This is a genomic window from Streptomyces sp. NPDC048415 (genome assembly GCF_040651675.1).
Taxonomy (GTDB): Bacteria; Actinomycetota; Actinomycetes; order Streptomycetales; family Streptomycetaceae; genus Streptomyces.
Genome location: NZ_JBEZKJ010000104.1, coordinates 1 through 26465, shown reverse-complemented (window position 1 = coordinate 26465; position 26465 = coordinate 1). Strand labels below are relative to the sequence as shown.

27 protein-coding genes and 4 pseudogenes are annotated in these 26465 nt (G+C 68.1%); 10 read left to right on the top strand and 21 right to left on the bottom strand.

Annotated elements, in window-relative coordinates; genetic code table 11:
• The 6 genes from AB0D27_RS38755 to AB0D27_RS38730 all read right to left on the bottom strand — a co-directional run.
• The coding region (locus AB0D27_RS38755) for a transposase (RefSeq protein WP_362518431.1) at positions 1–327 on the bottom strand (327 nt) is incomplete at its 3' end.
• A 314-nt stretch (positions 328–641) separates the two neighbouring features.
• Positions 642–1328, bottom strand: a complete 687-nt coding sequence (locus AB0D27_RS38750) for a histidine phosphatase family protein (protein ID WP_362518428.1) — start codon at positions 1326–1328, stop codon at positions 642–644.
• Positions 1329–1356: 28 nt separating this feature from the next.
• Positions 1357–1989, bottom strand: a complete 633-nt coding sequence (locus AB0D27_RS38745; protein WP_362518425.1) for a hypothetical protein — start codon at positions 1987–1989, stop codon at positions 1357–1359.
• Positions 1986–4142, bottom strand: a complete 2157-nt coding sequence (locus tag AB0D27_RS38740; protein ID WP_362518422.1) for an NAD-dependent epimerase/dehydratase family protein — start codon at positions 4140–4142, stop codon at positions 1986–1988. The genes AB0D27_RS38745 and AB0D27_RS38740 overlap by 4 nt, the downstream gene beginning before the upstream one ends.
• Before the next feature lie 176 nt (positions 4143–4318).
• Positions 4319–4930 carry a hypothetical protein gene (locus AB0D27_RS38735; RefSeq protein ID WP_362518419.1) on the bottom strand — a complete coding sequence of 204 codons (612 nt, stop codon included), beginning with the start codon at positions 4928–4930 and terminating at the stop codon, positions 4319–4321.
• 316 nt (positions 4931–5246) lie between these two features.
• Positions 5247–6887, bottom strand: coding sequence for a restriction endonuclease (locus AB0D27_RS38730; protein ID WP_362518416.1), 1641 nt, complete (start codon positions 6885–6887; stop codon positions 5247–5249).
• Positions 6888–7595: 708 nt separating this feature from the next.
• Here AB0D27_RS38730 and AB0D27_RS38725 point away from each other — a divergent pair.
• The 3 genes from AB0D27_RS38725 to AB0D27_RS38715 all read left to right on the top strand — a co-directional run bounded on the left by AB0D27_RS38725 (position 7596) and on the right by AB0D27_RS38715 (position 9104).
• Positions 7596–8102 (top strand): hypothetical protein, encoded by a 507-nt coding sequence (locus AB0D27_RS38725; RefSeq protein WP_362518414.1) that lies wholly within the window; start codon positions 7596–7598, stop codon positions 8100–8102.
• Positions 8103–8223: 121 nt separating this feature from the next.
• Positions 8224–8529: a DUF427 domain-containing protein gene (locus AB0D27_RS38720; RefSeq protein WP_362518411.1), complete on the top strand. Its 306-nt coding sequence runs from the start codon at positions 8224–8226 to the stop codon at positions 8527–8529.
• Complete coding sequence (locus AB0D27_RS38715) at positions 8526–9104, top strand: SRPBCC family protein (protein ID WP_362518408.1); 579 nt, start codon at positions 8526–8528, stop codon at positions 9102–9104. The genes AB0D27_RS38720 and AB0D27_RS38715 overlap by 4 nt, the downstream gene beginning before the upstream one ends.
• A gap of 159 nt (positions 9105–9263) precedes the next feature.
• On the opposite strand, the gene AB0D27_RS38710 is transcribed toward AB0D27_RS38715, so the two are convergent.
• A complete protein-coding gene (locus AB0D27_RS38710) occupies positions 9264–9863 on the bottom strand; it encodes a TetR/AcrR family transcriptional regulator (RefSeq protein ID WP_362518406.1) in 600 nt (199 codons plus the stop codon).
• A 122-nt stretch (positions 9864–9985) separates the two neighbouring features.
• Between AB0D27_RS38710 and AB0D27_RS38705 the strand changes: the two genes are divergently transcribed.
• Positions 9986–10633, top strand: a complete 648-nt coding sequence (locus tag AB0D27_RS38705) for a peroxiredoxin-like family protein (RefSeq protein WP_362518403.1) — start codon at positions 9986–9988, stop codon at positions 10631–10633.
• A gap of 53 nt (positions 10634–10686) precedes the next feature.
• Here the strand turns inward: AB0D27_RS38705 and AB0D27_RS38700 are convergent, their stop codons facing one another.
• The 3 genes from AB0D27_RS38700 to AB0D27_RS38690 form a co-directional block, all read right to left on the bottom strand.
• Positions 10687–11016 carry a TfoX/Sxy family protein gene (locus AB0D27_RS38700; protein WP_362518401.1) on the bottom strand — a complete coding sequence of 110 codons (330 nt, stop codon included), beginning with the start codon at positions 11014–11016 and terminating at the stop codon, positions 10687–10689.
• Positions 11016–11474 (bottom strand): SRPBCC family protein, encoded by a 459-nt coding sequence (locus AB0D27_RS38695; RefSeq protein ID WP_362518399.1) that lies wholly within the window; start codon positions 11472–11474, stop codon positions 11016–11018. Before AB0D27_RS38695 ends, AB0D27_RS38700 begins: the two co-directional genes overlap by 1 nt.
• Before the next feature lie 360 nt (positions 11475–11834).
• Positions 11835–12506: a CDP-alcohol phosphatidyltransferase family protein gene (locus AB0D27_RS38690; RefSeq protein ID WP_362518396.1), complete on the bottom strand. Its 672-nt coding sequence runs from the start codon at positions 12504–12506 to the stop codon at positions 11835–11837.
• 266 nt (positions 12507–12772) lie between these two features.
• Between AB0D27_RS38690 and AB0D27_RS38685 the strand changes: the two genes are divergently transcribed.
• The 5 genes and pseudogenes from AB0D27_RS38685 (at position 12773) to AB0D27_RS38665 (ending at position 16692) form a co-directional block, all read left to right on the top strand.
• Positions 12773–14365, top strand: coding sequence for a radical SAM protein (locus tag AB0D27_RS38685; protein WP_362518395.1), 1593 nt, complete (start codon positions 12773–12775; stop codon positions 14363–14365).
• Complete coding sequence (locus AB0D27_RS38680) at positions 14362–15153, top strand: methyltransferase domain-containing protein (protein ID WP_362518393.1); 792 nt, start codon at positions 14362–14364, stop codon at positions 15151–15153. Before AB0D27_RS38685 ends, AB0D27_RS38680 begins: the two co-directional genes overlap by 4 nt.
• Positions 15154–15402: 249 nt before the next feature.
• Positions 15403–15783 (top strand): hypothetical protein, encoded by a 381-nt coding sequence (locus tag AB0D27_RS38675; protein WP_362518392.1) that lies wholly within the window; start codon positions 15403–15405, stop codon positions 15781–15783.
• Positions 15780–16289, top strand: a pseudogene (locus tag AB0D27_RS38670) (cyclic nucleotide-binding domain-containing protein); the annotation flags it as partial. The gene AB0D27_RS38675 and the pseudogene AB0D27_RS38670, both read left to right, overlap by 4 nt.
• Before the next feature lie 196 nt (positions 16290–16485).
• Positions 16486–16692 carry a helix-turn-helix domain-containing protein gene (locus AB0D27_RS38665; protein ID WP_362518433.1) on the top strand — a complete coding sequence of 69 codons (207 nt, stop codon included), beginning with the start codon at positions 16486–16488 and terminating at the stop codon, positions 16690–16692.
• 279 nt (positions 16693–16971) lie between these two features.
• On the opposite strand, the pseudogene AB0D27_RS38660 reads toward AB0D27_RS38665, so the two are convergent.
• From AB0D27_RS38660 to AB0D27_RS38645, 4 genes and pseudogenes are all read right to left on the bottom strand, one after another.
• A pseudogene (locus AB0D27_RS38660) lies at positions 16972–17127 on the bottom strand (aminotransferase class V-fold PLP-dependent enzyme); the annotation flags it as partial.
• A 121-nt stretch (positions 17128–17248) separates the two neighbouring features.
• A complete protein-coding gene (locus AB0D27_RS38655) occupies positions 17249–17989 on the bottom strand; it encodes a class I SAM-dependent methyltransferase (RefSeq protein WP_362518391.1) in 741 nt (246 codons plus the stop codon).
• A complete protein-coding gene (locus AB0D27_RS38650) occupies positions 17986–18489 on the bottom strand; it encodes a hypothetical protein (RefSeq protein WP_362518389.1) in 504 nt (167 codons plus the stop codon). Before AB0D27_RS38650 ends, AB0D27_RS38655 begins: the two co-directional genes overlap by 4 nt.
• 1 nt (position 18490) lies before the next feature.
• Positions 18491–19774: a molybdopterin-dependent oxidoreductase gene (locus AB0D27_RS38645; protein ID WP_362518387.1), complete on the bottom strand. Its 1284-nt coding sequence runs from the start codon at positions 19772–19774 to the stop codon at positions 18491–18493.
• 361 nt (positions 19775–20135) lie between these two features.
• On the opposite strand from AB0D27_RS38645, the gene AB0D27_RS38640 reads away from it, so the two are divergent.
• On the top strand, positions 20136–20579 hold the full coding sequence (locus tag AB0D27_RS38640) for a GtrA family protein (protein ID WP_362518384.1): 444 nt from the start codon (positions 20136–20138) through the stop codon (positions 20577–20579).
• Positions 20580–20786: 207 nt separating this feature from the next.
• Here AB0D27_RS38640 and AB0D27_RS38635 read toward each other — a convergent pair.
• The 7 genes and pseudogenes from AB0D27_RS38635 to AB0D27_RS38605 all read right to left on the bottom strand — a co-directional run.
• Positions 20787–21014: pseudogene (locus AB0D27_RS38635) on the bottom strand (peptidase S8); the annotation flags it as partial.
• Positions 21015–21064: 50 nt separating this feature from the next.
• Positions 21065–22285: a metallophosphoesterase gene (locus AB0D27_RS38630; protein ID WP_362518381.1), complete on the bottom strand. Its 1221-nt coding sequence runs from the start codon at positions 22283–22285 to the stop codon at positions 21065–21067.
• Positions 22286–22759: 474 nt separating this feature from the next.
• Positions 22760–23200: an alpha/beta fold hydrolase gene (locus AB0D27_RS38625; protein WP_362518378.1), complete on the bottom strand. Its 441-nt coding sequence runs from the start codon at positions 23198–23200 to the stop codon at positions 22760–22762.
• A gap of 330 nt (positions 23201–23530) precedes the next feature.
• A complete protein-coding gene (locus AB0D27_RS38620; RefSeq protein ID WP_362518375.1) occupies positions 23531–24430 on the bottom strand; it encodes an NADP-dependent oxidoreductase in 900 nt (299 codons plus the stop codon).
• A gap of 268 nt (positions 24431–24698) precedes the next feature.
• Positions 24699–24812, bottom strand: a pseudogene (locus tag AB0D27_RS38615) (IS5/IS1182 family transposase); the annotation flags it as partial.
• A gap of 361 nt (positions 24813–25173) precedes the next feature.
• A complete protein-coding gene (locus tag AB0D27_RS38610) occupies positions 25174–25863 on the bottom strand; it encodes a haloacid dehalogenase type II (RefSeq protein ID WP_362518373.1) in 690 nt (229 codons plus the stop codon).
• A 77-nt stretch (positions 25864–25940) separates the two neighbouring features.
• On the bottom strand, positions 25941–26198 hold the full coding sequence (locus AB0D27_RS38605) for a hypothetical protein (RefSeq protein ID WP_362518370.1): 258 nt from the start codon (positions 26196–26198) through the stop codon (positions 25941–25943).
• Positions 26199–26465 lie beyond the last annotated feature (267 nt).

Here is a 26465-nt window from a genome sequence, read left to right as displayed (position 1 = left end):
GGCGTAGGCGCCGGCCCGGTCCCGGCAGATCACCTCGATGCCCGGGTGTCCGGCCAGCCAGGCAGCCACGGGTTCCTTCGCCCGGCCGGGCAGCACGTCGAGGACGGCATGGGACTCGACGTCGACCAGCACCGTCCCGTATCTGCGCCCACGTCGGGTGGCGAAGTCGTCCAGCCCGAGCACGCGAGGTGAGGGAGGGCACGGGTCGGGCAGCGCCATCAGCACGTTCAACAGCGTCACTCTGCTGACGACGATGTGGAGTACGGCGGCAAGCCGGGCGCCTGCCCGGCCGGCAAGTGCCAGGGCAATCGCCTGCACCAGGGCCACCAGTACCACAGTGCGACGTCCGTAGCGGACGGTCAGGCCCTCGACCTGTTCCGCAAAAGTACGGCGACTGCGGCATTGTCGTGTTCCAGGGCGAATAACTCGGCTGCCTGCAGCCGGATGTGCTCATGAAACGCCCGTCGCTCCGCGGTCAGCCCGCCCCCCTGCGGATATCTCACATGACCGGCCTACTGCGACAGCCACAACTTGTCAGCCCCCGCGACATCACGCCATCAAGGTCAGTAGAAGGGTGCACGTGGGCGCTGCGGCCCCAACGGGCGGGGCCAGAAAGCGGGACGCGGATCAGTCACAGCCGATCACATGGCTGCCTTCTCCTCGTCGGCGAGTGTCGCAGCAAAGTTGTGGCGGCTGACCCGCCAGCCGTAGTCCATGAGTTCGAGCTCTGAGAAAGAAGTGTTGTCGAGTCTCAGCCGACGAATCGCTGGACCATATGGGATCCCGAGGGCGCGTGTGATGATCATTCGCAAGGTGTATCCGTGGGAGACCACCAGAGTGCAGCCCGAGCCCTCGGAGAAGTGCTGGAGCAGTCGGTCGGCGCGGCGCATAGCGGATTCCCATGACTCGCCACCCGGCGCCGAGGGGGAAGTGGAGTCAGCATTTCGCCAGGCCCAGTAGTCCTCCTTGAGGTCAGACTGCTCAATCTCGCTCCTGCTCAGCCCTTCGAATTGGCCGAAGTCCACCTCGCGCAGGTCACTCATGAGAACGACATCCTCCGTAGGAAGACCGACCTTTCGGCTGACGATCTCTGCTGTCAGCCGCGCCCTAGCCAACGGGCTGCTCACCACGTGATTGATGGTGCGACATCGCAGCGCCTGCCCTGCCCCAGCAGCGCTGAGCACCCCCTCGTGGGTCAGCGGAAGATCGGTTCGCGAATTGTATCGACCTTCATGGTTCCAGCGGGTCCATCCATGCCGCAGCAGAATCAGGCTTACAGATGCCGATTGCGCCGAGGAAGCCTCGTCTGGCGGAGAAGCTGGCAGCAAGAATAATCACCCTCATCTCGATGAACGACTACATGTGGATGTAAGCTCCGGACATCCAGGGGAAAACGTCTTGAGGCACCTTACCCTGCGGGGCATTCTGTGCATACAGAACATCCCGCCAATGTGCGATACCTCCTTCGGAGGCATACAGTGCCAGAATGCACCCAGGGAATGTCGTGCCTGCAGGCATCAACGCCTCAAGGCCAGCCCTGAGCGTAGCCCCGGTGCGCAAGTGAAATACAATAATTGCACTCCTCTTCATATATTCTTCATCATACTCAATTCTGAATCTCTCTCCAACAACTACAGTGCGCGGCGTCAGCGGCGTTTGCGGTGGCCGCGCCGAGCGGGGTAGGGAAATCACCTCACTTATTCCCAAGCGTTGCGCAAGCATTCCGGCATAGATAGCGCTAGACCGGTCGAAAGCGATAAATCGTTCTGGCTGAATCTGCTCCTTGCGGAGAGTCTCCTCGGCGTCTTTCAGGACCTTGCGAATGGAGTAGTAAGCAAGTAGCTTACTACTCGGAGGAATGGCCAAGGTTGCAGCGACGAAGAACCCTAGGAGTGCATAGGCCCATTCGTGATGGCTGCCGAATTCAGCGACGGCAATGACATTGGCGGCGACCCCGATCGGCCCGGCGATCCGCGCGACCCTCGTCAACGGCATCCGTCCCCCACGCTTCGATTGCTGCGCTCGATTTCCCTCATGCAGTTCTCAAGATGCTTCGTTCCCAGCAGCAGCACGATGAGAGCCGACTGGATGTCGCTTCCCTGTGCATACCTGTACGGCGTGTCCGCCAGGTAATGAACCGACTCTGCGAAGGCGATCCTATGGAGGAGATACGGTTCCTTCGCGCAGAGGACGGAGAAATCGGGGTCCGCCGACAGTCGACTAACGAAGAGTCCGCGCTCTCGCTGCCCCCGTGCGTATGATTCGGAGTTGTCGTCTGCCAATACGCGGAACTGGCTGCCGTGCGATGTCCACCGTAGGTGTCCGCGCATGCAGTGCGCGAATCCACTAAGGGAGAAGGCGATCTTTCCTAGGTCGTATACCGGATCCCATGGCCCGATAACGCCTCTGGGGTCTATCAACAGCAGAGAACCGCCTGGATAGTCCCGGAGCATGTTCAGGACCGTCATGTCGCCATGCGAGCATAACCCCAGCGCACGCGGCCTCACTTGGTCCTCGCATGAGGTGGTCGCAATGCTGGCGAGGGCGCGGAGGGGGTTTCGGCAGGTGATGCCGTCTATCCTCAACATCTCGCCACCAAGGACGCGGTCCACGAGGTCCCGTTCTGTCGGACCGAGCTCACCGTCTCGTAGGTGCTTCAGGAAGCCGCGGACTCGGCCAGCCGCCCGATCGAGGTACAGGGAGCCGAGTAGTCTTCGGGATTCACGGTCGGAGACAGCGAACAAATCGGAGAGGTAACCGAGATGAAACGCGCGTGAGACCAGCGCATAAACCTCCTCCCGGGGAAAGGGCTCATCCGAGACGAGTGAGTCGGCTGCCGTCCGTCCGTCTCCGTGGGCACGTAGTACGAGACGCGTCATGCCCTCGGCCACAGTGGCATCGATGAGTTCCGGATAGAGCGGGTGGAGTCCGCGATGGCTTTCCAACTCGGCGAGAGACCGGTAGAACATCAGCTCTGATCTCAACTTAGGGTACCCGGCACCTTCGTACCCGAGCTTCTCGGTTGTCTTGACGAGAGTCCCGTCGTCCTGTGATGCGGCGACGATTTCTTTGTAAGCGATCGACCCGCCGGTGATCGCCATCCGTCGGGCATCCGATGAAATGCCGTCGGTTACGACATCACCCGCAGTGTAGGTAATATGTCCTCGCCAAGCCGCCACCGTGGCCGCTAGTTGCTCGTCGAAGATCGGCCGATGCGGAGTTACCAGTTCGGGAAAGTAGGATGACAAAATAGGCCTGCTCGGCGGTTGCTCCGGCGGGTTTGCGGGTTCCTGGACAAGGATCTCGCCGTAGCAACTCGGAAGGAGACTGGTCACCGCTTTCGATAGTTTCCGTACACTCACAACATGCGCGCCGTACGCCCATACCAGGGATGCGTCTAGCTGCGAACGGCGCTCGACACAAAGGCGGAGGAACTCCGCGAGATCTTCAACATAACTATAATTTCTGAATTCGTTCCGATAAACTCTCCGGATGCCTCGGAGGCGGCCTTCGATCAATCGAGGAATGAGGCGAGGACTTTGGCAATCCGGGCCGAAGAAATTGGAGACCCTGATCGCAACCGCGCCTTCTCTGCGGGTGACCAGACTCTCCTGGCAGCTCTTGGCAAGAAGGTAGGCTTCTGCGGCCGTCTTGGCACCCGCCCTTATGGACATTATTCTGCCGTCGGCAATAAGTTTTTGTGGGGACCTGGCCGCTGCCGCCAGATCCATGGCCTGTATGTCTAGCTGATGCGGATCGATAGATTTCAGATTGTCGAGTAAACCTGTACTAATCTGCAGGATGGGAAGTTTGAATTCTCCTGCCCAGAAGTCGACCAGAAGTGAGATGCCGAGGTTGGTAGACAGAATGTCGACCGGATTTTGGTCAACACCGCTCGGTATCGTACGCCCCGCACAGTTCACGATCGCAGTGCAGCACGGGAGGACCGTGGCGAGTTCAGGCCAGCCGCTGTCAAGATCGGATACCTGAACGGAGTGGTTGATGTCTGGATTCGGAAGGTCTACGGCTACGGAGTTTGTCCGCCCGAGTGCAACGGTCGGCTGGCCCCTGCGATTGAACGCCTGCAAGAGGTTTCTGCCGAGATCTCCCGTAGCGCCAACGACCATGACGGCATTGCGCAACTCACCGACCTCCCCCCGTGAGCGATCTACCGATACACCATTAAATCCCGTGATCACTCTCCACGGAAGATGAACGACCCGATGGCCTCGACCCGGACTAGGTGGAACGGAGGGGCGCGAGGCCTACTCCGGGATCGCAGCGGCCGTTACTGGGTCCCGCGCCCGCCCTGCTGTGGTCACAGCGCTTTGATCCGGATCTGTTGGCGGGAGGACAGCAAGCGAGGCCGGCCATTGCGACCGCGCAACGCCGAGGCTTTGTGGCTGCCGATACGGATCTCGATCCGGGACGCGCCCTGTGCGGTCCCCAGCCGTTCCACCTCGGCCTTCGAAAGCACGGGCCGGACAACAAGCCGCGTGTCGGGAAACAGACGCAGCTCGTTGAGCCAGGTCTCCAGGGCCTTGTGGGACGGAGCCGACACAGACCCCTGCATGAGGCCCACCACGTTTCCGAACGGCAGAAAGCAGACCGCGGAGGTGTCCACGAAACCGCGGATGGCGTTCTGCTCCAACTCCTGCCACTGACCCGTGCTCCAGTCCATCATGCTCAGCCACTCCGTGGCGTCCTTGACCCGGTGCAGCAGCAGGTGGTCCTGCTGGCGCACGGTGGCCACCGACCCGACGAGCGTGATCTCCTTGGCGACCATCCTGTCCTGCAGGCTCGCCGTGGCCAGGTCGCTCAGGGCGCTGTCCCAGTCCATGGGAGGCACCCGCACCCGCTCCCCGGAAGTATTCGCCACGACTTCGAAGAAGGCGATCGTGCGTTCGGGCATACGTCGGGCGGAAGCCACCGTGTCTCCTCGATCATGTCGATCATGCACGCTGACTTACACCCCTGAGACGGGGAAGTGAACAGGTGTGCTTACGGGCCCAGTTGGACATATGACGCTAGCATCCCGAGTCACGCAAATGGCCTATGAAGCACCCTCACCGTCAGGAACTGCCCGAAAAGTCTCAAACTTGCATTCGGTATTCGTATGTGCGAGCGGGTCTAGGGCTCGAGCCCGACGTGCCACCAACCTCGAGGTCATCGCACCTGACTGGCAGGTGCCCTTGGGCCCGGACGGCCGCCGCCGTGCGCTGCTCGCTTAGGAGAGCCGGTCGGTGTCAGGTGAGGTCGCGGGTTTCCCAGCCGGGTGGGAGTTTGGGCAGGCCGATGAGTGCGTCGATGCCGAGGTGCTCGAGGAGGAGGGCTTTGAGGTGGCGGCCGTCGATGAGTTCCATGCGGCCGGTGCGGTGGGCGAAGTCCCAACTGGCTTTGCCGAACCATGCAGTGGTGACGACGATGCCTTTGGCGGCGGCTTTGTCGTGCATGACGCCGGCGAGTGCGCGTACGGCTTCGGCGGGCACAGCGTTCTTGGAGCGTTTGGCCTGGATGATGCACAGGCCGCCGATGAGGGGTTCCTCGTTGACGGCCACGGCGTCGACTCCGTCGTCGCGGGAAGCTTGGGTGACCCAGGACTTGAGGCCGATCTTCTCGAAGAGACGCCGTATGAGGTGCTCGAACTCGATGGGATCCAGCGCGACAAGGTCGGGCCGGCTGTCCAGCCCGGCGACGACGTCCCGCTCCGGAGCCAACTTGTACTTGGCGAGGTCGAAGGTGACCACGGGCCGGACGGGTTCCAGGTCGTAGGGGTGCTGGGAGACGATGGCGTTGAGGAAGTGCAGGCTCTGAACCGGGTCGAGTTCCGGCTCGTCCAGGACGAGGTCTTCGAACGTCTCCCGGCTCGCCCGCAGACTGATCAGACAAGGCCGGATGGCTTTCCCGGTGGCGCGGTCCTTGGCATGGACGTGCCCGTTGAACGCCACCACGTCGACCAGCGAGGGTGGACTCACCGCAAAAGCCTCAGCAATCGCCCTCAGGGACAACCGTGCGACGAGGTCTCTGTACATCGCCTTGCACTCGGCCTCTTTCCGCGGCTGCGGTACGACCGTCGGAGGCACCGATACCTTGTACCGGTACTGCGTGACTGCCGGCACTACCACCTGGCCAGGCAGTTCGACCTCCAGGACCAGCTCCCTCGCCTCTGGCGCAAAAGCCGCGCGACGCCCACCGCGAAGACCATCGGGGTAGCAAACTTCGCCGAGCGCCTCTTCCACACAGCCGGTCAGACCCTCGGAGCCACCAGCACTGAAGGCCTTTTCCACTCCCAGTCGATACGCGTGAAGACCACCAGGCCGCGCGTGGAGCACGGACATCAAGCGATCCACCCGAGTCTCCACCTCAGCTGTCTTAGCAGTCGCCTTCAGACGCAGACGCTCGCTCACCTCCTGCCTCGCACGCCGCTCCGCCACCGCCTTCGCGCGCGCCTCGGCCCGCTTCTTCTGCTCAGCCTCCTTGGCCCGGGCCGCCTCACGCTTCTCCAGATCCCGGACGATCTGCTCGGCCTTCCGGGACTCGGCGGAACGCTGAACTTCCTTCTCCTTCTGCGTACGGACCCACGCCTGAGCCCGCTCACGCTCCCGCCTGGCCTCCTCCTTGGCACGCTGAGTAGCTTCTCGTTCCGCCGCGCGAGCCTGACGATCACGCTCTGCCTCGGCCCGCTTGGCAGCAGCGGCCTTCGCCTTCTGCGCATCCCGATACGCCTGCATCAACTGCGCCGTCAGAGATTTTCTGCGAGGCATCCGCCCCCCTATGACAGACCGAAGAAGGAGAACTGCCCTACGGCACGGACCGTCAATCCGAATGAGTTGCTCGGTGGGCGTCTTTGAGATATCCGTAGCGGCAGGCGTGGCACCCCCGCCCACGTCACAGGACGGTAGGTCGTGGTCCTGCCACACGGCGACCCGCCACCCCATCGTGGTCAGGTCCCACTGGCAGGGCCCGGCGCTGCTCCCCGCACGCGCGGGAATGGTCCCTGCGAGTAGGAGTTGGGGGTGACGCTGGAGGTCTGCTTCCAGCACGCGCAGGGATGGTCCCACGGTCTTGATCCCGGACCAGGCCGCACTGATCTGCTCCCCGCATGCGCGGGGATGGTCCCACGGGCAATGAGTGTTCGCCATCTTGAAGCCGTTGGTCAGAATGCTGGCGTGACAGGGTGCGTGGGTGCTCATACTGGCGGTGGGCGGGTGTCTGAGCGTAGATCGTCCGTCAGGGTGGTTCGTGGCGGTTCCGGCTCGCGGTACGTGACGCGGCTCCTACGCTCACCCCTATGTCGGATGCCGTGATGCTGGAGCGGATCGTCGCTTGCCGAGTCGAGCTGGAGGAGCAGGAAGAGCGGCTGGTCAAGCAGCTGGCCGAGGTGCGGGTCGAGCGGGACGAGCTGGTGGTGGCCGAGCGTGTCGTGCAGCGGATCAGCGAGCAGGGCTTCGGGGAATACCCGTCGCTCGCGCCAGCGCCGGTCCAGGCGCAGGTGGGCGGCCAGTCGGTGCTGCTGATCCCGGTCCGGGCCGGCGACATCGGACCCGAGGTGCTGCCGGCGGACTACCAGCGCATCCTGGCAGCCGGGGAGTCGGGTGCCGGGCCGGTGGTCAGCCGCCAGCCGTGCCGGTCGCCTTCGACGACGTACGTGCCGTCCCGTCCTCGCGGCCCTGTTCGGATTCCTGGCCGTACTGCTCGCGGCCACCCGCCTGCCCGCCGTCCGCGGTGCGCTGGCAGCCCCGGACACCGTCGCGCGGCTGACCCTGCCCCACACCCTGCGGGTGGTCGGTGTGGTGTTCCTGATCGTGATGGCGCTGGGTGACCTGCCCGCCGCCTTCGCCCTGCCCGCCGGGCTCGGCGACATCGCGGCCGGTATCGCCGCGCCCTTCGTCGATCTGGTCGTCGCGGTGTCTGCCCGGGTCGTGGCCGGTCTGCTGGGCATCACCCCGTCGATCGAGGCCGTGACCGTGATGCCCCTGGTCCTGATTCCGGCCCTGGCCGTCCCGACGGCCGTGGCGCTGCACATCACCGCCCTGCGGAAACTGGCCGCCGTACCCCGTCCGGACGCTCGGGCGGATGCACGGGTCGGCGCCGCCGCCTGACTGTATGCCCCGCTCGTACCAGCGACGCGCCACACTGTAAGCGGGATCACCGAAGGGGCCGGAGTCGCCGCACTAACGTCGGCGGCATGAACACTCCCGACCTGTCCGGAGGTGGACGCTCATGATGCGCGCGGTGTGGCATGGCGCGGTACTCGCCCAGGCGGAGCGCACCGTCGTGGTGGAGGGCAGCCACTACTTCCCGCCCGAGTCGCTCGACTGCAGGTACTTCGCGGCGAGCGGGATGCGGTCGCTGTGTTTCTGGAAGGGGCTCGCCCGCTACTACACGGTCACCGTCGACGGGCACACCAACGCGAACGCCGCCTGGTACTACCCGCATCCCAGCCCGTTCGCCCGCCGGATCAAGAACCATGTCGCCTTCTGGAAGGGCGTCCTGGTGGAGGAAGCGGTGCCGGAGGGGCGCCGATGACCGGCGCCGGCCCGGCGCGGATCGCGGTGTGGACCACGGGCGTGGGCGGTGGACTGGCCGCAGCCTACCTGGGGCTGGTGACCGGGGCGCTGCCGGTCGACCTTGGCGTGGGGCGGCGGATGCGCCCGCTGGGGCCGCAGACCGTGGACATCGCGGCACCTCGGGAGGTGGTCTTCGACGTGGTCGCCCAGCCCTATCTGGGGCGCACCCCGCGGGCGATGCGGGAGAAGCTGAACGTGCTGGAGCGCGGCAGCGACCTGGTGCTCGCCGAGCACTTCACCCCCCTCGCGGGCGGGCGGCTGACGGCGGTCACTGTGGAGACGGTGCGCTTCACCCGGCCCGAGCGCATCGACTTCCGCCTGGTCCGGGGCCCGGTGCCGCAGGTGACCGAGTCCTTCGTGCTCGGCGAGCACAGGTCGGGCACGCGCCTGGTGTACGCGGGGGAGCTGGGTACCGACCTGTGGCGGGCCGGAGCCTGGTGGGGTGGAAAGGTGGCCGCCCGCTGGGAGGCGACCGTCGCCGGATCGCTCGCCTCGGTCAAGGAGGAGGCGGAGCGCAGGGCAGTCCGGCACTGAGCGGTGCCGAGCAGGACGGGCCGAGTCCGCTGCGGTTCGCCGGCGCCCCTGAAGGGGTGCGGGACTGTATCAATCACGCGGCTCCGGCGCGCGGGCGCGACCAGCCAGGTTGGTGCTGTAGGCGATTTACGGCAGGTCGCGGCACTTCCAGCGGAGCGTTCAGGGCTCGGCCCGGCCGCCGAGCGAGGTGAGTGCCGCGGTCACTGTCCGGCCGAGTTCGCTTGCGTCGGCTCCGGCGCGGGAGCGGAGGTTGACGCCGTACGCGAGCAGGGCCAGTAGGTCGGCCGCGGCGGCGGGGGCGGTATCCGGGCCGAGTTGGCCCTGGGACTCGGCGGTGACGAGTGCCGCGTGCAGGGCGTCCCGAAGCTGCTGGTGGTGGTGGTCGAGGAGGGTGCGGATCTCTGGGTCGCCGTTGTCGGCTCCGGTGTGCGCGTTGGAGACCATGCAGCCCCAGCGGGCGTACGCGCCCGAGCAACGTGCCTCGATCAGCGCGGCGAAGAAGTCGGCGACGGCGGGCAGACCCCGCCGGTCCTCGGCGAGACGGCGGAAGGCCGGCTGGGAACGGTGCTCCACGTAGCGGCGCAACGCCGCGCGGTACAGCTCTTGTTTGCCGCCGAAGGTGGCGTAAAGGCTGGAGCGGCTCAGCCCGGTCGCGGTCACCACGTCCTGGATGCCGGTAGAGGCCGCGCCCTGGCGCCAGAACAGCCGGACCACGCTCTCCAGAGCCGTGTCCGGGTCGAAGTGCTTGACGTCCGACATGCCGCTTCCCGCCCTCCCTCATCATCCTGAAACGAGGGTTCCAGGATACGGCCGCCGCAGCTATCTTGGAACGGTCGTTCCGAGTTGAGCCGTGACCGTCGTGACCCAGGAGGACCGTTCCCATGACCCTCAACGCCGAGCTGCGTACCTTCTACGAAGCCCGCCAGCAGCAGATCCCCGCCGAGATCAGGCAGATCATGCGGCGGGCCGACCAGGAACTCTCCGACTCGGGTCAAGCCGACCGCGCCCTGACCCTCGGTGCCCAGGCCCCGCGCTTCGCCCTTCCCTCCGCGACCGGGCAGACCGTGGCCCTCGACGCCCTGCTCACCGAGGGCCCGGTGGTCCTGACCTTCTATCGCGGCGCCTGGTGCCCGTACTGCAACATCGCCCTGCGCTCCCTCCAGCAGCACCATGACGAGATCCGCTCCCGTGGCGCCCGCCTGGTGGCCCTCTCCCCGCAGATCCCCGACGAGTCCCTGTCCCTGACGGAGAAGCACGAGCTCGCCTTCGACGTCCTCAGCGATCTCGGCTCCGACACCGCCAAGCAGTACGGCCTCGCCTTCGACCTCCCCGACGACCTCGCCGCCGTCTACGACCGGCTCGGCTTCGACCTCCAGCGTGTCAACGCCGGCCACCCGCGCACCCTCCCCCTGCCCGCGTCGTACGTCATCGACCGCGCCGGCGTGATCCGCTGGGCGTTCGTCGACGCCGACTACACCGCGCGTGCCGAACCGGCCGATATCCTCGCCGCGCTCGACTCCCTGGACTGACCCACCTGGGCGGCGGTCGTCAGCAAAAGGGGGCAAGTGTAGCGAATCGGCTCCTACTTGGGCGGCAGGCTTGCCGCGAAGTCGTGTCTCTGGTCGATCCACGCACCCGTTGCGTCGTCCTCCGCGACGGCTTCGCCCGCGACCACGACCCAGCCGCGCATCGGGCGGCCGGTCATGTCGAAGATCCGCGCACCCGGCCGGGCCAGGGCCGCGTCGGTGGCGTCCGGGCCGACCCGGACCATGAGGTCGTCGCCGGTCACGCCGACGGCCATGTTGCCGCGGTACAGGAATGCGATCCCGCCGAACATCCGCTTCTCGGCGATGTCCGGATCCGCGCCGAGCCGCTCGCGGATCCGCTCGGCCAGTCCCTCGTCGTACGCCATCAGGCGCCTCTTTGACGCTCGTTGAGCCTGCATTCGAGGTCGCGCAGGTCCTCGGTGAGTGAGGAGCGGACCTGGCGGGCGAGCAGGGGTGCGGCCAGGCGGAGGAGGCCGCCGGGTCCCCCTCGGACGCGGATGGCGGCGAGAGTACCGCGCGGGTGCGGGTCGAAGGAGTACGTGACGTGCATCGGCATGGGAGCGACCACGGAGACCATGTCCAGCAGTCGCGGGGGCTCGTACGCGGCTACCCGCAGGACGTAGTCGATGCGCCGGCCGAGGAAATGAGCTGTGCGGGTGACCTCGGAGCCTGTTCCGAACCCGCCGCCGTCCGCCTGCCGTGTCAGCTCCGCCGTACGGATGCCCTGCGTCCACTCGGCGTCGTGGCGCCAGTCCATGGCGTACTCGGCCACCCGCTCGGGCGGCAGCGGGATCACGCGGCGCACCATCACGTCGATCGTCATCGCCTTGCCGCCTCGTGCTCGTGCTCAGGTTCCGGCTTCGGCCGGTGCTGTGTCGCCTCCATGATGGCCGTGATCGGTGGCGGGCGCGCCCCGTCGGATCCGGCGCGGTATCCGAGTCGGCCGCGACGTCCTTGGCCGGGGCGTCGAGAATGCAGGGACGGGAGGTGTCGATGCCTTGATCCGGTCTGTCTGACGGCCCGTCACGTGGACCCGGCCCAGGGAGGCGATCGGGCTGCTGGTGGGCGGATACACCGCTCGTACCGCCGCGCCCGTCGTCTGCCTGATCGCCGGTTCGAGCACTATGCGCCGCGCCCCTCCCGGCACTCGAAGCACAGCGACCCCGCCAGGCGCCCCGGCGGATCAGCCGCGCAGGAGGTGCCGTACGGCGACGACGGCCTGCATCGCGGCGGCCGGACGCAGCAGCGCGGGCCGGGGCCTGTCGGGCATGCTGCCGCGGCGAACACTGACGACGGTGACCGCGACGACGGGCACCATCCATGCGGCGAGCGCCGCGACCCGCACCGTACGGCTGGGTTCGTGCCGCAGCACGAGCCAGGTCCAGAAGGCGGCATCGGCAAGGGAGTCGGCGTAATCGCCGAACGGGGACACGGTGTCCTGCCGGCGGGCCAGGCGGCCGTCGGCCACGTCGAGCCCGATCGCCAGCAGGCCCGACCAGCGGCAGCGCCCGAGGGCCGTGGCGGGGAGGTTGCCCCGCAGTAGGGAGATCACATCAGCCGACGAGAGTCGGCCGCGGTTCTCCAGCAGGCCCAGATGCAGGACGGTGAGAGTGCCGCTGGTGGCCACCCATGCGCGGGCTCCGGGGTCTCGGGCGGACGTGAACAGCAGCCCGTGCAGGGCGCCGGTCTGTGCGAACGCACGCGGGCGACGGGCCACCTGCCGCACCGACCGATGAGCGGCCAGACCCAGGAACCGCCGGACGGCACCCGGTCTCCACCGGCCGTCGCGAAGCATCTCCAGCAAGGCGTCGGTCGCCGCGCGGCTGTCGGTGAGCTCGCATACGGGTACGGACACGGCCGACCGTCCCTCCTCATGTCTGCGGTGTGCTGCGCTCACCGTAGGCGGCCGACCCGGCGGGGGAACGTGAGGGCGCTCACCGATCCGCGCGCCGGCCGGCGGCCTACGGTGAGCGCGCTTACAGTGCCTGGCCACGGTACGGCCGTAGCGTCGTTGGCCTGGTGCTGCGGCTTTCCCGGCCGGCCGAAGTCGACGGCGATCGCCCCGCGTGAGAGCACCGCCGACCAGGCGTACGACAACGGCGAAGCGAAGGCGAGCAGACGATGACGGCGAACCACCCGGCACGACCGGCCCCGTCGGCAGCGGCCGACGGCTCGCGTACCAAGCAGGAGCGGGAGGAGGTGTTCATCGAGTTCACGAAGTCGGTCTGCCCGCTGTGCAAGACGCCGATCGACGCACAGGTCAACATCCGTGGCGGCAAGGTCTATCTGCGCAAACGCTGCCGTGAGCACGGCGAGTTCGAGGCCCTGGTCTACGGGGACGCCGAGGAGTACCTGGCCTCGGCGCGCTTCAACAAGCCCGGCACCATCCCGTTGGCCTTCCAGACCGAAGTGCGGGACGGCTGCCCGTCGGACTGCGGACTGTGCCCGGAGCACAAACAGCACGCCTGCCTGGGCATCATCGAGGTCAACACCGGCTGCAACCTGGACTGCCCGATCTGCTTCGCCGACTCCGGCCACCAGAGCGACGGCTACTCGATCACTCACGAACAGTGCGCGCGGATGCTCGACACCTTCGTCGCCTCGGAGGGCGAGGCGGAGGTGGTGATGTTCTCCGGCGGAGAGCCCACCATCCACAAGCACATCCTCGACTTCATCGACCTCGCCCAGGCCCGTCCCATCAAGAACGTCACCCTCAACACCAACGGCGTCCGCCTGGCCACCGACAAGCGGTTCGTCGCCGAACTCGGCAGGCGCAACCGGGTGCCGGGCCGGTGGTTGACCATCTACCTGCAGTTCGACGGCTTCGACGAACGCACCCACCTCCAGATCCGCGGCCGCGACCTGCGCACCCTCAAGCAACGGGCGCTGGACAACTGCGCCGAGGCCGGACTGACCGTCACGCTGGTCGCCGCCGTCGAACGCGGCCTGAACGAGCATGAGTTGGGCGACATCATCGAGTACGGCCTCGACCACCCGGCCGTCCGCTCGGTGGCATTCCAGCCGGTCACCCACTCCGGCCGGCACGTGGAGTTCGACCCGCTCCAGCGGCTCACCAACCCCGACGTCATCCGGCTCATCAACGCCCAGCGCCCGCAGTGGTTCACCAAGGGCGACTTCTTCCCCGTGCCCTGCTGCTTCCCCACCTGCCGTTCGGTCACCTACCTCCTCGTGGACGGGAAGCCCGGCAACCGCACCGTCGTCCCCATCCCGCGGCTGCTGAACGTGGAGGACTACCTCGACTACGTCACTAACCGCGTCCTGCCCGACGCCGGCATCCGCGAGGCCCTGGAGAAACTCTGGTCGGCGTCCGCGTTCATGGGCACGGAAACGACCGAGGAGAAGCTACGGGCCACCGCCGAGGCCCTCAACTGCGCGGACGCCTGCGGCATCGACCTGCCGGAAACGGTGAAGGACCTGAACGACAACGCGTTCATGATCGTCGTACAGGACTTCCAGGACCCCTACACCCTCAACGTCAAACAGCTCATGAAGTGCTGTGTCGAGGAGATCACCCCGGACGGACGGCTCATCCCGTTCTGCGCCTACAACTCCGTCGGCTACCGCGAACAGATCCGCGCGGCGATGTCCGGCGTCCCCGTCGCCGACGTCGCCCCCAACGCCCTGCCCCTCGCCGACCGCCTCACCGACACCCCCTACGGCTCCAAAACCGTACGCAGGGAAGGGAGTTCATGATGGCCGGCGACGACGACCTCAAGGCGTGCTGCGCGGCGGCGTACTCCTCCGACGTGGTCGCCCTGCTGCTCGGCGACTCCTACCACCCCGGCGGCACCGGCCTCACCCGCCGCCTCGCCGACGGCCTCGGACTGTCCACCGGCCACCGTGTTCTGGACGTCGCCTCCGGCCGCGGCACCACCGCCCTCCTCCTCGCCGACGCCTACGGCGCACGCGTGGACGGCGTGGACTACTCACCGGCCAACGCCGCCCTCGCCCAGGGCGCCGCCGCGGCCACGGGCCTCACCGAGCAGGTCGCCTTCACCACCGGAGACGCCGAGCAACTGCCCTACCCCGATGGCATGTTCGACGCCGTGGTGTGCGAGTGCGCCCTGTGTGCCTTCCCCGACAAGGCGCAGGCCGCCGCCGAGTTCGCCCGGGTCCTGAAACCCGGCGGACGCCTCGGCATCACCGACGTCACCGCCGCTCCGGCGCGGCTCCCTGCAGAGCTGTCCACGCTCGCCGCGCGGATCGCCTGCATCGCGGATGCCCGCCCGCTCCCGGAGTACCAGCAGATCCTCGCCGCCGCCGGATTGCGCACCCTGCGCACCGAACGCCACGACCAGGCCATGACCCGCATGATCGACCAGATCGAGGCGCGGTTGAACCTGCTCCGCATCACCGCCCCTGCCCGGCTCACCCAGGCCTGTGTCGACGTGGAGACGGCTCCCTCCGTCCTGAACGCGGCCCGCGGCGCCGTCTCCGACGGAGCGTTGGGCTACGCCCTCCTCGTCGCGGAGAGGCCCTGACCGGGGTGATCGCCCTCGCCGCCGAATGCGTGGGCGCGTACGTAAGCGCCCTCACATACCCGCACAGGCCATCACTCCTAGCGTCGGGGGCGAAGCAAGGGCCCCGACCAGGAGAGGACTCACTGTCATGGCAACCACCGGGCACGTCTCCCCGAGACCGCCGCTATCCCGGTCCACGCCGTCCACGCCGTCCATGCCGTCTATGGCGCGGCGGCCGGCCCGGTCGGGGGCGTCGGGTTCGGTATCTGGATGTCGGTGTCCCGGCCGATGGCGGACACCGCGGTGATCACCATGGTCGCCGGGCTGCTTGGCTCCACCAACGCCGTCGTAGGCTGGCTGGTCCACCTGGCCATCGCCCTCTTGGCCGGCACCGGCTTCGGCGTCCTGCTGGGCCAGTACGCCGAGCGGCTCGCCCCGGCCGCTGTACTCGGGCTGGTCTACGGCGCCGTGTGGTGGACCGTCGGCGCCCTGTGGATCATGCCCGCCAACCTGGGCATGCCGGTCTTCGACTGGAACCCGGTCACCCGCTCCAGCCTCGGCGGCCACTTGCTGTTCGGGCTGCTCGTCGGCCTGACCTACGCCGGCCTCGCCCAGGTGATGGCCAAGCAGACAGACTCGGCCGGACGATGACGCCGATACCGCCCGCGTCGCCCAAGGGCCCGGTCGGCCCGTCACGGGGTGCCGCCCCGCGCGGTGGCAACCCAGTGGACGGAGTCCTGCCCTCCTGTCTGGCCGAGGGCACCGAGGGGCTGGCCAGCCCACCGTGGGGCGCGGCACCCCCGCCGTGGGCACCGGGGCGACGCGAGGAGACGCACCGCATGACCGAGCACGACGAGAGCGCCGACGATCCGGACCGCACCTGGTGCATGTCCGAGGTGGACATCTTCCGCGACCTGTCCGAGCCGGAGATGGAGGCCATCGCCGCTTCGGCGCCGATGAAGACGTACACCGCCGGGGAGATCCTGCACTCACCGCAGCAGCCCGGCGAGGTGCTGTTCATCCTCAAGCGCGGCCGTGTGCGCATCTTCCGTGTCTCCGCCGACGGCAGGGCGCTGACCACAGCGATCATCAGCCCGGGCACGATCTTCGGCGAGATGGCGCTGCTCGGCCAGCACATGTACGACAACTTCGCCGAGGCCCTCGAAGACGTCACCGTGTGCGTGATGAGCCGCGCCGACGTACACAAGTACCTGCTCTCGGACGCCCGGATCGCCGCCCGCATCACCGAGATCCTCGGCCGCCGCCTCGCCGACCTCGAACAGCGCCTGTCCGACAGCGTGTTCAAGTCCGTATCGCAGCGCATCGCCACCACCCTGACGACCCTCGCCGCACGTGCCGCGACCCCAGCCGGAAAGCTGCGACGGCACCCGCCATCCGCAGATCACCCTCACCCACGAACAACTCGCCGCCCTGGCCGGCACCTCACGCGAAACCTGCACCAAGGTCCTGCACGAGTTCGCCACCCGCGGCCTGCTCCGCCTGGCCCGCGGCCGCATCACCGTCCTGGACCCGATCCACCTACGCGACGAAGCCGGATAACTGCCACAGCGCCCAGCAGGACCCCAGGCACAACCGCACCTCGGCAGCATGGGGGAAATCCCACCAGGGCGGGCCGCTCAGCATCGTAGGGGCGCGCTCACGCGCCGGACGGCTACTCGGTCTTGCCCATGGTCTTTCCACAGCAGCACGTCACGCTCTGCCGACCGGCGCGGGTCGGCGTGCGGCCTTGGCCACGGGCAGCTCGCAGTCGCAAGCCGCGTCCGAACACTGCTCATGCGGACTCTCACTCTCGCCCCCTGGGGGCTTCCGTCTCGGTACCTGGGCGGCGTCGCAGTGGAAGAGGGCCCCCTGGGCGCGCGTGATGCGGGCCAGTCTGGCGACCGGCTGGAGGGCGCCAGTCTCGTTGTTCGCGGCCGTGACCGAGACCAGGACCGTGCGCTCGGTGAGGGCGGCGGCGAGCGCCGCCGGGTCGACGCAGGGGGCCCGCGCTCCGGCATGTGTCCTTTCTACCTTGCCGAAGCCACTGCCTTCCCACTCGATGCGAACAGACTTTCCTTCCGCATGACTGTGGTAGCAGAGCAGCAGCATCGCGGCGTCATCGTGGAACGGCCCGGTCGTCCGACTCAGTCCGGCTGGCGTCCGTCACTGCGGGGCCCGCGTCAGGGCGGTCCCAGGATGATCCCTGGTGAGCGAGGGTGGCAAAGCAGCGGTGCCCGGTCGTCCATTGATCGGTGACGCTGAGGGCAAGGTTGGCGGCGATCCTGCGGAGCGCTCGTCGTCCGAGTCGTGCCCAGGGAAAGAACGGACCGCTCTGGCCTTGGAGGTTCTCGAACCGGGCGGTGCACTGTTCCTCGACGTCGTCGGGGTCGACCTCGACGACGAGGCGCCCGGTGGGGGCGACGAGGCCGCCGCAGCGGCGCAGCAGGCCATGGGGGTCGCCTCCGATGCCGATGTTGCCGTCGATGAGCAGCACCGTCGTCCAGCCTCTCTCGGCCGGCAGTCGGTCGAAGACCGATCGGCACAGTGCGAGCCCGCCCAGAGCGGTGGTCAGGGCGACCGCCCGAGGTGTGATGTCGACCCCGAGGGCGAAGACTCCCCGGCTCAGGAGTGCCCTGCACATGCGGCCCGGGCCGCAGCCGACGTCGAGGACGGGGCCGATGCAGCGTTCCAGCACGGTCTTGTCAGCCGCCGTGGGCTGTTCGTGCCACCGGTGGACCGGCATCCGGATCCGGCGCCCGTCGCCCAGCCGTAGGTACACCGGTTCTCGGCCGGGTCGCAGGGCGAGCGCGTAGGGCTCATCGTCGGCGTCGTACGGCTCGTCCTCGTCCGTTGTCACGGTGCTGCGCCATGCCCTGCGGCAGGTCGGCTCTCGTCGCCGCGGCCGGCCCGGCGCACGCGGCGCAGTCTCATCGCGAAGGCCGCCGCGGAGGCGGCGAAGAGCACGCCGGTGATCGCCAGCCATCGGCCGAGGTAGACGCTGTCGGACAGCCCGGTGGCGCCGGGGTAGGGGAGCGCCAGACGGAAGACGAGGGGGAACCAGACCAGCAGGAGCAGACCGGACAGGAAGACGGGGACGCGCAGGTAGTTGATCCACGGCACCGTCGGTCCTTCGGCGGATCGGTGCCGTAGTACGGAGAGGGCCGACAGGTCGGCCAGCGAGTACAGGGGCAGGAGGACGAGGTCGTGGAGGATCGCCGCGCCGACGAACCAGATCGCCACCTTCCAGGGCTGGACGGTGAACAGGCGCACCATGGCGTAGCCGGTCAGGGCGAGCGAGGCGATCAGGACGAGCAGGTGCAGGGGGCCGGAGCCGTACCAGCGGACGATTCGTGCCATGTCACGCCCTGAAGGTGAGCCGGTGGACCCACTTGGTGTTGTTCACGCCGGGGTTGGCCGGGACGATGATGCGGGCCGGGTAGCCGTGGTCGAGTGAGAGGTGAGCGCCGTTGACGCGGAGGGCGAGCAGCGCTCGGGGGTCGTGGATCTGGTTGCCGCGCAGCACCACCCTGGTGAAGGGGCCGGGGGGTTGGATGGACTGGACCAGGACGCTTGCGGCATCGGGCAGTCCGGCAAGGGCGGCGAGGTCGGCCAGCCGGAGGCCGCTCCAGTGCTGGTCTTCGGTGGACCATCCCTCCACGCAGGCGATCGGCAGTGCGGCGGCATGCTCGGGCATGGTCAGGAGCTGCTCGCGGGTGAAGACCCGTGGCGCTCCGCGTCCGTGGACCTCCAGCCGCCAGTCGGGGCCGACGAGCGCGGGAGTGACACCGACGGCCGCCGCCGTCTTGTTGATCTGGAAGCCGTTCGGGCCACTGCCCGGATCACGGTTGTGCGGAGCGAGCAGCGCAGTGGCGCGCAGCTGGCCGCCGATGCTCTGTCCGGCGGTCACGACGAACAGGAGCAGCGATCCCGCTCCCACCATGCCCACCGCGCCGCGGCGGGTCATCGTGGGCGGGGCGGGAGAGGGTGCCACCAGGCCGTCGGGATCCGGTGGTTCGGGCACGGTGCGGGCGAGGTCGGTGCGCAGTTCGGCGCCCAGGCTGCGCGAGCGCAGTGCCCGGGTCATCCGGCCGAGTCTGAGGCACACGTGGACGACGAATGCGGCGATGAACACCCAGGCGCCGTAGAAGTGCAGGCGGTAGAACGAGCCCGGGAAGACGTAGTAGAGCTGGATGTTGAAGATGCCGGTGACGAATTCGAAGATGACGCCGCCGACCAGCATCAGCAGGGACAGCCTCTCCAGGCCGTGGGCGATGGAGCGTACCGGAAGCCATTCGAACAGCTTCGGGATCACCGACCACAACTTGGCCAGCAACACCGGCACCAGCACCACGCCCAGCGTCACGTGCACGCCCTGGAGCAGCCGGTACAGCCAGTACGGGTGTGTGGGCCAGCTGAAGAGGTAGAAGCCCAGGACGCCCTTGTCGGGGGTCTCGTCGTTGACAGGGCTCAGCCCGGGGTTGTAGGCGGCGTAGGAGAGCAGCCCGGTGATGAACAGCAGCGGAATGCCGATCAGGAGGACCAGTCCGAACACCGACGTCAGCCAAGGCCCACGGATCGGACTGCGCCAGAATCCAGGACGGAACGGACCCGGGGGCGGAGGAGTCTGTTGGACCCGGCGCACGAGGGCCCTGGTATGAGCGGCCCCCTTGGTGGCCCGCGCCGCTGCGGCGGCGCGAACGCGTTCGAGGCGCCCCTGCGCGTGACCCTCGTCGGATCCCTGCCGCTGCGGCCCGCCGGAGCCCGCAGCCGGTGGCCGTCCGCCACTGTCCAACGACTGCCTCCCCTGTCCCCAGACCGTCTCTCAACGTGGGGATCGAACCCCACCGCTCCGTCAGTGCCTGTCAAATCGTCAGCCACAAACTGGCGCAGATCGGGTCGGCTCTCCGTACCTGTCGTGCATGCGGGTGTCCGTCGTCAGCCGAACGGTTGAACCGGCGCTCCGCACGGCTCGACGGGTCGCACGGTGGCCTCATGATGGTGGGGTGCGACGCCTCAGCGCACGGCGCAGCGCCGCCACCTGGCTCGGCCGCAGCGTGCTGACCAGGGAAGTGTTCTGGTTCGTCGTGATCGGCGTCGCCTCCACGGTGGCCCAGGCCATGCTGTACTGGGTTCTGCGCCAGTGGTCGTCGCCGATCCTGGCCAATTTCACCTCCCTGCTTGTCGTCACCGTCCTCAACACGGAGGCCAACCGCCGGCTGACCTTTCGCGAGTCCCGGGTCCGGGTCCTCCAGGCGCATTTGACCGCAGGTGGCCTGTTCGTCCTGGCGTACCTGGTCACCTCAGGCGCTGTTCTGCTCTTCCGCCACTACCGGCCCACCGCCTCACCAGCAGCGGAGACCCTGGTACTTGCGCCGAGCTTCGCCCTAGTGACCATGGTGCGCTTCACGGTCCTGCGGATGGTCGTCTTCAGACGCCGCCACCAATGACCCCCTCGCGCCCGATGCGACCGACACGCCTGCTGTTTCGACAGGTTGAAGCGGAGCCACTTGGGTAACGGGAATGAGAGCCACTTTGGTCCGTTCGTGAAGGTGGTGGAGCCCGCTACCTCGCCGGCCTCGAACTTCGCCCCTCGATGATCTGGCTCGAAGACCTATTACGAGCAGCCGATTGATCACGACATCACACCGACCCTAGGCGTCGACGATGGCGATGGTCCTGCCGGAGCCGCTGGCGGAGGCGGCGGAGGTCAGGCCGTAGGCCGACTGCAGGTCGCTGGGGCCGTAGCCGGTGGGGGAGTCCGCGGCGGCGTTCGGCCGGACGGTCTGGGGTGCGATGCCCTTCTTCGCCGCCTGCTCTTCCTGGAAGGCGGTGGTGCCGCTGGTGACGCGCAGGGCGTCGCAGGATGCGTAGCCCTTCTTCGGGTGCCGGCGCACTGCAGCATCTCCAGGCGGAACCGCCGGCCCGCCCGGCGCTACGGCGTGGGGGGCCGCTGCGGGGAGCGGAGTATGAGCAGGGTGATCTCGCTGGGGGCGAAGACGCGGAACGGCGGGCCCCAGAAGCCGGTGCCGCGGCTGGTGTAGAGGAGGGTGCGGGTGCCGTGGCGGCTGAGGCCGGTGAGGGCGGGCTGGTCGATGCGGACGAGGTGGTGGAAGGGCCAGATCTGGCCGCCGTGGGTGTGGCCGGAGAGTTGGAGGTCGATGCCGCCTGCTGCGGCGCGGTCGATGAACTTGGGCTGGTGGGCCAGGAGCAGGACGGGCAGGTCGGGGTCGGCGCCGTTCAGGGCTCCGGCGAGGTGGGCGCGGTGGCCGGCCAGGCCGGAGGATTCGGCGGTGACGTCATCCACGCCGGCGACCACGAGGGTGTCGCTGCCGCGTTCGAGCAGCAGATGGCGGTTGCGCAGCGGCTCCCAGCCCAGCTCGTCCATCAGGTCGACCCAGCCCTGGGCCTCGCTGTAGTACTCGTGGTTTCCGGTGACGTAGACCCGGGCCCGGGTGGCTCGCACGGTGCCGAGCGGGGCGGCCTGGGCGCGGCGGCGTTCGGCCGTGCCGTCCGCGATGTCGCCGGTGTGGCAGACCAGGTCGGCCTCCAGGGCGTTGACCTTCGCGCATACCCGCGCAGACCAGCGGGCGCGGTCGAGCGGGCCGTAGTGGGTGTCGGTGATGAGGACGACGCGGGTGCCGTCCAATCCGTCTCCCAGGCGCGGGAGTTGTACGTCGAGCTGGCGCACCCGTGGCACCCGGCGGGCCTCGGCGTACCCCCAGGCGAGCAGCACGGCGGCTACGCCGAGGACCGCCCAAGTGACGATCCGGGCCCGGTTCTGACCGTCGCCTACGCCGACCACGGTCAGGGCGAGGCGCAGCAGGACGCCGAGCAGGACGGACCAAGTGAACAGTACCCAGCTGGCCCCAAGGAGGGTGTCCCCGACGATCGCCGCCCAATCCTGCTGCCGCCGGCCGTGGCCGCGCACCATCGCGAGCGGCATACCGATCAGACCGAGGACGAACAGGGCGGTGCCAGCCAGCGCCACGGGGAGCGGCCAGTGCTGGCCGGCGTGCAGCAGCAGCCAGCAGGGCACGGTCCACAGCAGGACGGGGGCGATCAGGGGGAGGTAGCGCATCAGGCGGTGCAGTCGGCTCTGCTCAGTCGCGTGCGCTGCACCGTCGGCGGATCGGGTTTCGCTGGTGTCGGTCACGCTTCCCCTCCTTGAGCGACCAGGCTGCCGTCGCGCGCACTGTATCCGGCCGTCCCGGGCCGGTCGGACGGACGGGGTGCTCATGGTGGGCAGCCCCATGTGGCGAGGCGGCCTCCGAGTTCGCCCCCGGCTCACACGGTGGGTGACTCTGCTCCTGACCGGGGCCGCGGCGGCTTCGAACGGTGAGGCGTAGAAGCTCCGGAAGCAGTGGAGAGTACAGCCCATCGTCGTGGGCCGGGTGAGATCCACATGCCGGTGCCTGTAATGCTCAGTATTTCTGGGTGGGGATGCTGTGACGGGCGGGAGGACGGGTGGGGGCTGTCCCGGGTCCGGGGTCCGGGGTCCGACTCATGACACGCCTGACCGAAGTGTCCTGGTCTCACGGTGTCGGCCGTTGGCCGGGGATGGTGCGTTGTCGGTGCCGGGCCGGCGGGGCGTGTCCCGAGAGGGGCCTGCCGATCAGTTGTGGCGTTCTCAATCCCGCGAGAACAGTGCGACCAGCCTCGCCCTGTCCTCCGGCCGAAGACCCGCCACGACATCCCGTACCGGCAGGAGCGTGAGGTCGTGCAGCAGCATCCGCAGGCCCGTCTCGGGCGTGTGCCGCATGAGGAGGCGTATGACGGTCCATGCCGCGGGTTCGGCCGCGGCCGCGAATGCGATAGGGGCCAAGAGGCGCGTACGGCGGTCGGGCCAGGGCAGCGGTCCGACGGCGCTCTGCAGGATCAGCCTCCGGACCAGGGCGGGGTGGCGTGCCGCCATCGCCACTGCGGTGGGTCCGCCGCCCGATACGCCGACCGCGGCGGCGACTTCGGTGATCCCCAGGTGTGCGCAGAGCGCGGCGGTGACATCGGCGAAAGCGCCGGCCGATCCCACGGTCGAGACCGGCGTGCGGCCGTACCCCGGACGGGACGGCACGAGAACCGAACATCCGGCTTCGGCGACACATCCTCGCCCAGTGAGAGCCCCGCGCGCATGTGACCGCCGTAGTAGATCACGACGGTGGCCGGGCCGCGTCGGTCGAAGCGGTACTCGACGCGTCCGGCGGCCAACTCGTCCAGCGCGGTGGGGTTTCTGCGAGCCCTTAGCGGTGTGGGTTACGTCCTGCCGTGGCGGCCGCGGCGCGGCCCCGGCGTGAGCAAACCTCGCCAGCACCTCCTCGGTCGCCCACCCTCGGCCTGACGACTTCTCGATCGCGCCTGGCGGGCACCGTGGCCCGGCATAAGGATCGGGCGGTGCCCGGTCGGGTCATGCTGGGGTGAGCACGATCTTCTTACCGCCGGCCCGTCCGGTAACCACCCGGGCGAACGCAGCCGGTCCCTCGCTCAGCGGCAGGGGTTCCGGTGCGAGTTTCAAGGTTCCCGCGGCGGCCTGCTCAGCCAGCTGGACAAGCTGCGCGGCGTTGGGCTCGACGTAGAGGTCCCAACTCGTGATGCCTCGTTCCTCCGGAGGCGCGTCCGAGGTCAGGGAGCACAGTCGGCCGCCGTCCCGTACCAAAGGCAGGGCGGCGTCCGCCGTGCTTGTGGCGATGATGAGGGCGGCGTCGAACCCGCCGCGTACCTTGGCCGACCAGTTCGGGTCGTGATAGTCGACGACCTCCCTCGCTCCCAGCCCGAGCAGGCGCTCTGCGGCGGCAGCAGACGCGGTCGCGGTCACCTCGATGCCCTTGGCCGCGGCGAGCTGGATGGCCAGGGCTCCGGTGGCCCCGCCTCCGTTGGTGATCAGGAGCCGCTGTCCTCGGCTGAGGTCCAGCTTCTCCAGGGCCTGCAACGCGGTGAGTCCGTTGACCGGCAGCGTCGCCGCGTGCACGGCGTCCAGCCCGGGTGGGCAGGCTGCCGCGTGATCCGCGTTGATCAGAATGCGTTCGGCCCAGAAGCCGCTTCCCCCGGGCAGCGGGGCTTCGTGTGCGAGTACCCGGTCGCCCACGGTAAACCCGGTGACACCTGCGCCGACGGCCAGCACCTTGCCCGCGCCCTCCACTCCCAGCGCCGCCGGGGGGCGCAGCCCCACGTCCCAGCCAGCGCCGTTTAGCAGTTCGTCCCACGGGCCGACCCCAGCCGCCTCAACCGCCACCAGGATCTGACCGGGCCCGGGAGATGACGGTTCGGGCAACTCCAGCTGGGCGACTTCCTTCTCGGCTCCGGACACTCCGCATGCCTTCACAGCAGATCTTTGTCCTCTCGCTCAGTCCGGCCGACCGGGAGGTACGGGCCGGAGACCCAAAGTAGGCGGCACTGTCGACCTCGGGATCCCCTACAGAGGTCGCTCGTGGTCTCAGCCGCATTGGTGTCGAGCCTATGCAGCTAGTGGCCCGGACATGTGGTCCATTTGAAGAGTGTCTGACTGGGCCAATCGTGGAATAGATCTGCACCTGGACCTTGGGTCGGGTCGAGGTGTACGTCATTGTGTTCGAGTAACGAAAGCGCCGCTCACGCTGCGGCAGCAGCGGCTCCAGGCGGTCCCACAGCTCATCCGGCACGATCTACGGCGACGTCCACACATCGAACCGAACGCTCAACTCCCGCCTCAGACACGGCGATCAGCGCCCATCCACTCATTGTGTTAGCCGTTGCAAGGGCTTCTGTTTCCACACCACTCCGCCCCACCGGACACACCCCGTCGAGAGCTCCCCTGGTCGTCTCGGTGCCGCGCCGCCGGGTGTGGGGTCTGGCTGCACGTCGGCTTGCCGAAGCACAATCCTGCGGCGCCGAAAACGGTCCAGACCGGACGGCTTCCGGGAGACCTGCAGTTTGTGCAGCGATTGGGAACTGCCGGCACTGAACCGCCCCGGATTCTGGTGGTGACGGCACGCGAGGGCCCCGCGAGCCCATTCTCATGACATGGACGGGAGTTCCCTGTTGTGGCGTGTCCCGCGAGGGCACATGAGAATGTCACGGTCGTGCGGCGGCCAGCATGTCCGCAAGCTCCCGCAGGTCCTCCGCGGCGTAACTGGGTGGAGTCATTGTCCGTGGGTACACGAGAGCGCCGCGCCGCAGCCACGCGCCGTCCAGCCCGGCGCGCCGCGCTCCGTCGATGTCCCAGGGATGTACGGCGACCATCAGCGCCTGGTCGGGCCGTACGCCGGCGCGCTCGACGGCGTAGTGGTAGGCGGCCGGGGCCGGTTTCCAGCAGCGTGGGCCGCTCACATCCGAGAGGGACTCGAAATGGTCCAGCACTCCGGCCTTGTTTAGCAGCCGTTCGGTCAGGGCGACGCTGCCGTTGGTCATCGCCGTCAGTCGGTACCCCGACTCGCTCAACTTCCTTATGCCGTCCGGAACATCGGGGTGTACGTCCAGGTGGGAGAAGCCGTCCAGAATGTGTCGCACCGCGGCCTCACTGTCTTCCAACCAGCCCTCCAGCCCGGACAGTACCGCCCGTACTCCGTCGCTGGCGATGGATGCGAAGTCCGCGTACGCGCCGGAGGCCGTCAGTGCGAAGCCATCCCGCAGGACCCCGGCGAACCAGGTCGGCAGCAGATGCCCAGGCGCACCGACGTCCTCGAAGCGGGCGCGCAACGGCGTCAGGTCACTGAGCGTCTCGTTGACGTCGAAGACGAGGACCGGGAACTGGTCGGCGGGCATGCCCTCCTCCTGATTTCCGTGCGCCGCATCGGTTGCGAGGCTCATCAGGCTGCGAGTACCCGCTCTGTGTGCAGTTGCTACAGCAGCGTGGACTCTTCGTCTGCCTCGGCGTGCAGCTGGGGTATGGACAGACGCAGTCCGCGGACGGTCCGGGTCTCCAGCCGTGCGGCGGCATCGCGGCTGCGGCCGTGTTCCAGCAGGCGGCCCAGGGCCTGTTGGATGCGGGTGGCCGGTTCGTCGATGCAGATACGTTCCTCCGCGTAGGCGTGAGTGAGTGGGTGAAGCTGGAAGCGATCAGGGGCGGTCCGCTCGATCAGGTGTCCTGCCCAACCCACCCTTGGACGTTCCGTGGATCCGTGCACGCTGCTTCCAGGACACCACGCATCCCAACATTGCCACTTCCGCAGCATGTGGCGGTTTGAAGCCTCCCCCCGAAGGGCGACTCCGAAGGGCCATCCCTTCATCTCTCGCACAGCATCGCTTTCAAGAACTTCACCTAAAGCTCTCTTCAGCATGATCTAGCGCGGAACCCCGGGCGTTCACGCTCGGGAGGAAGCGCTTTTCTGGACTGCTCTGACCCGCGCGCGTGCATGGGTCTGCAC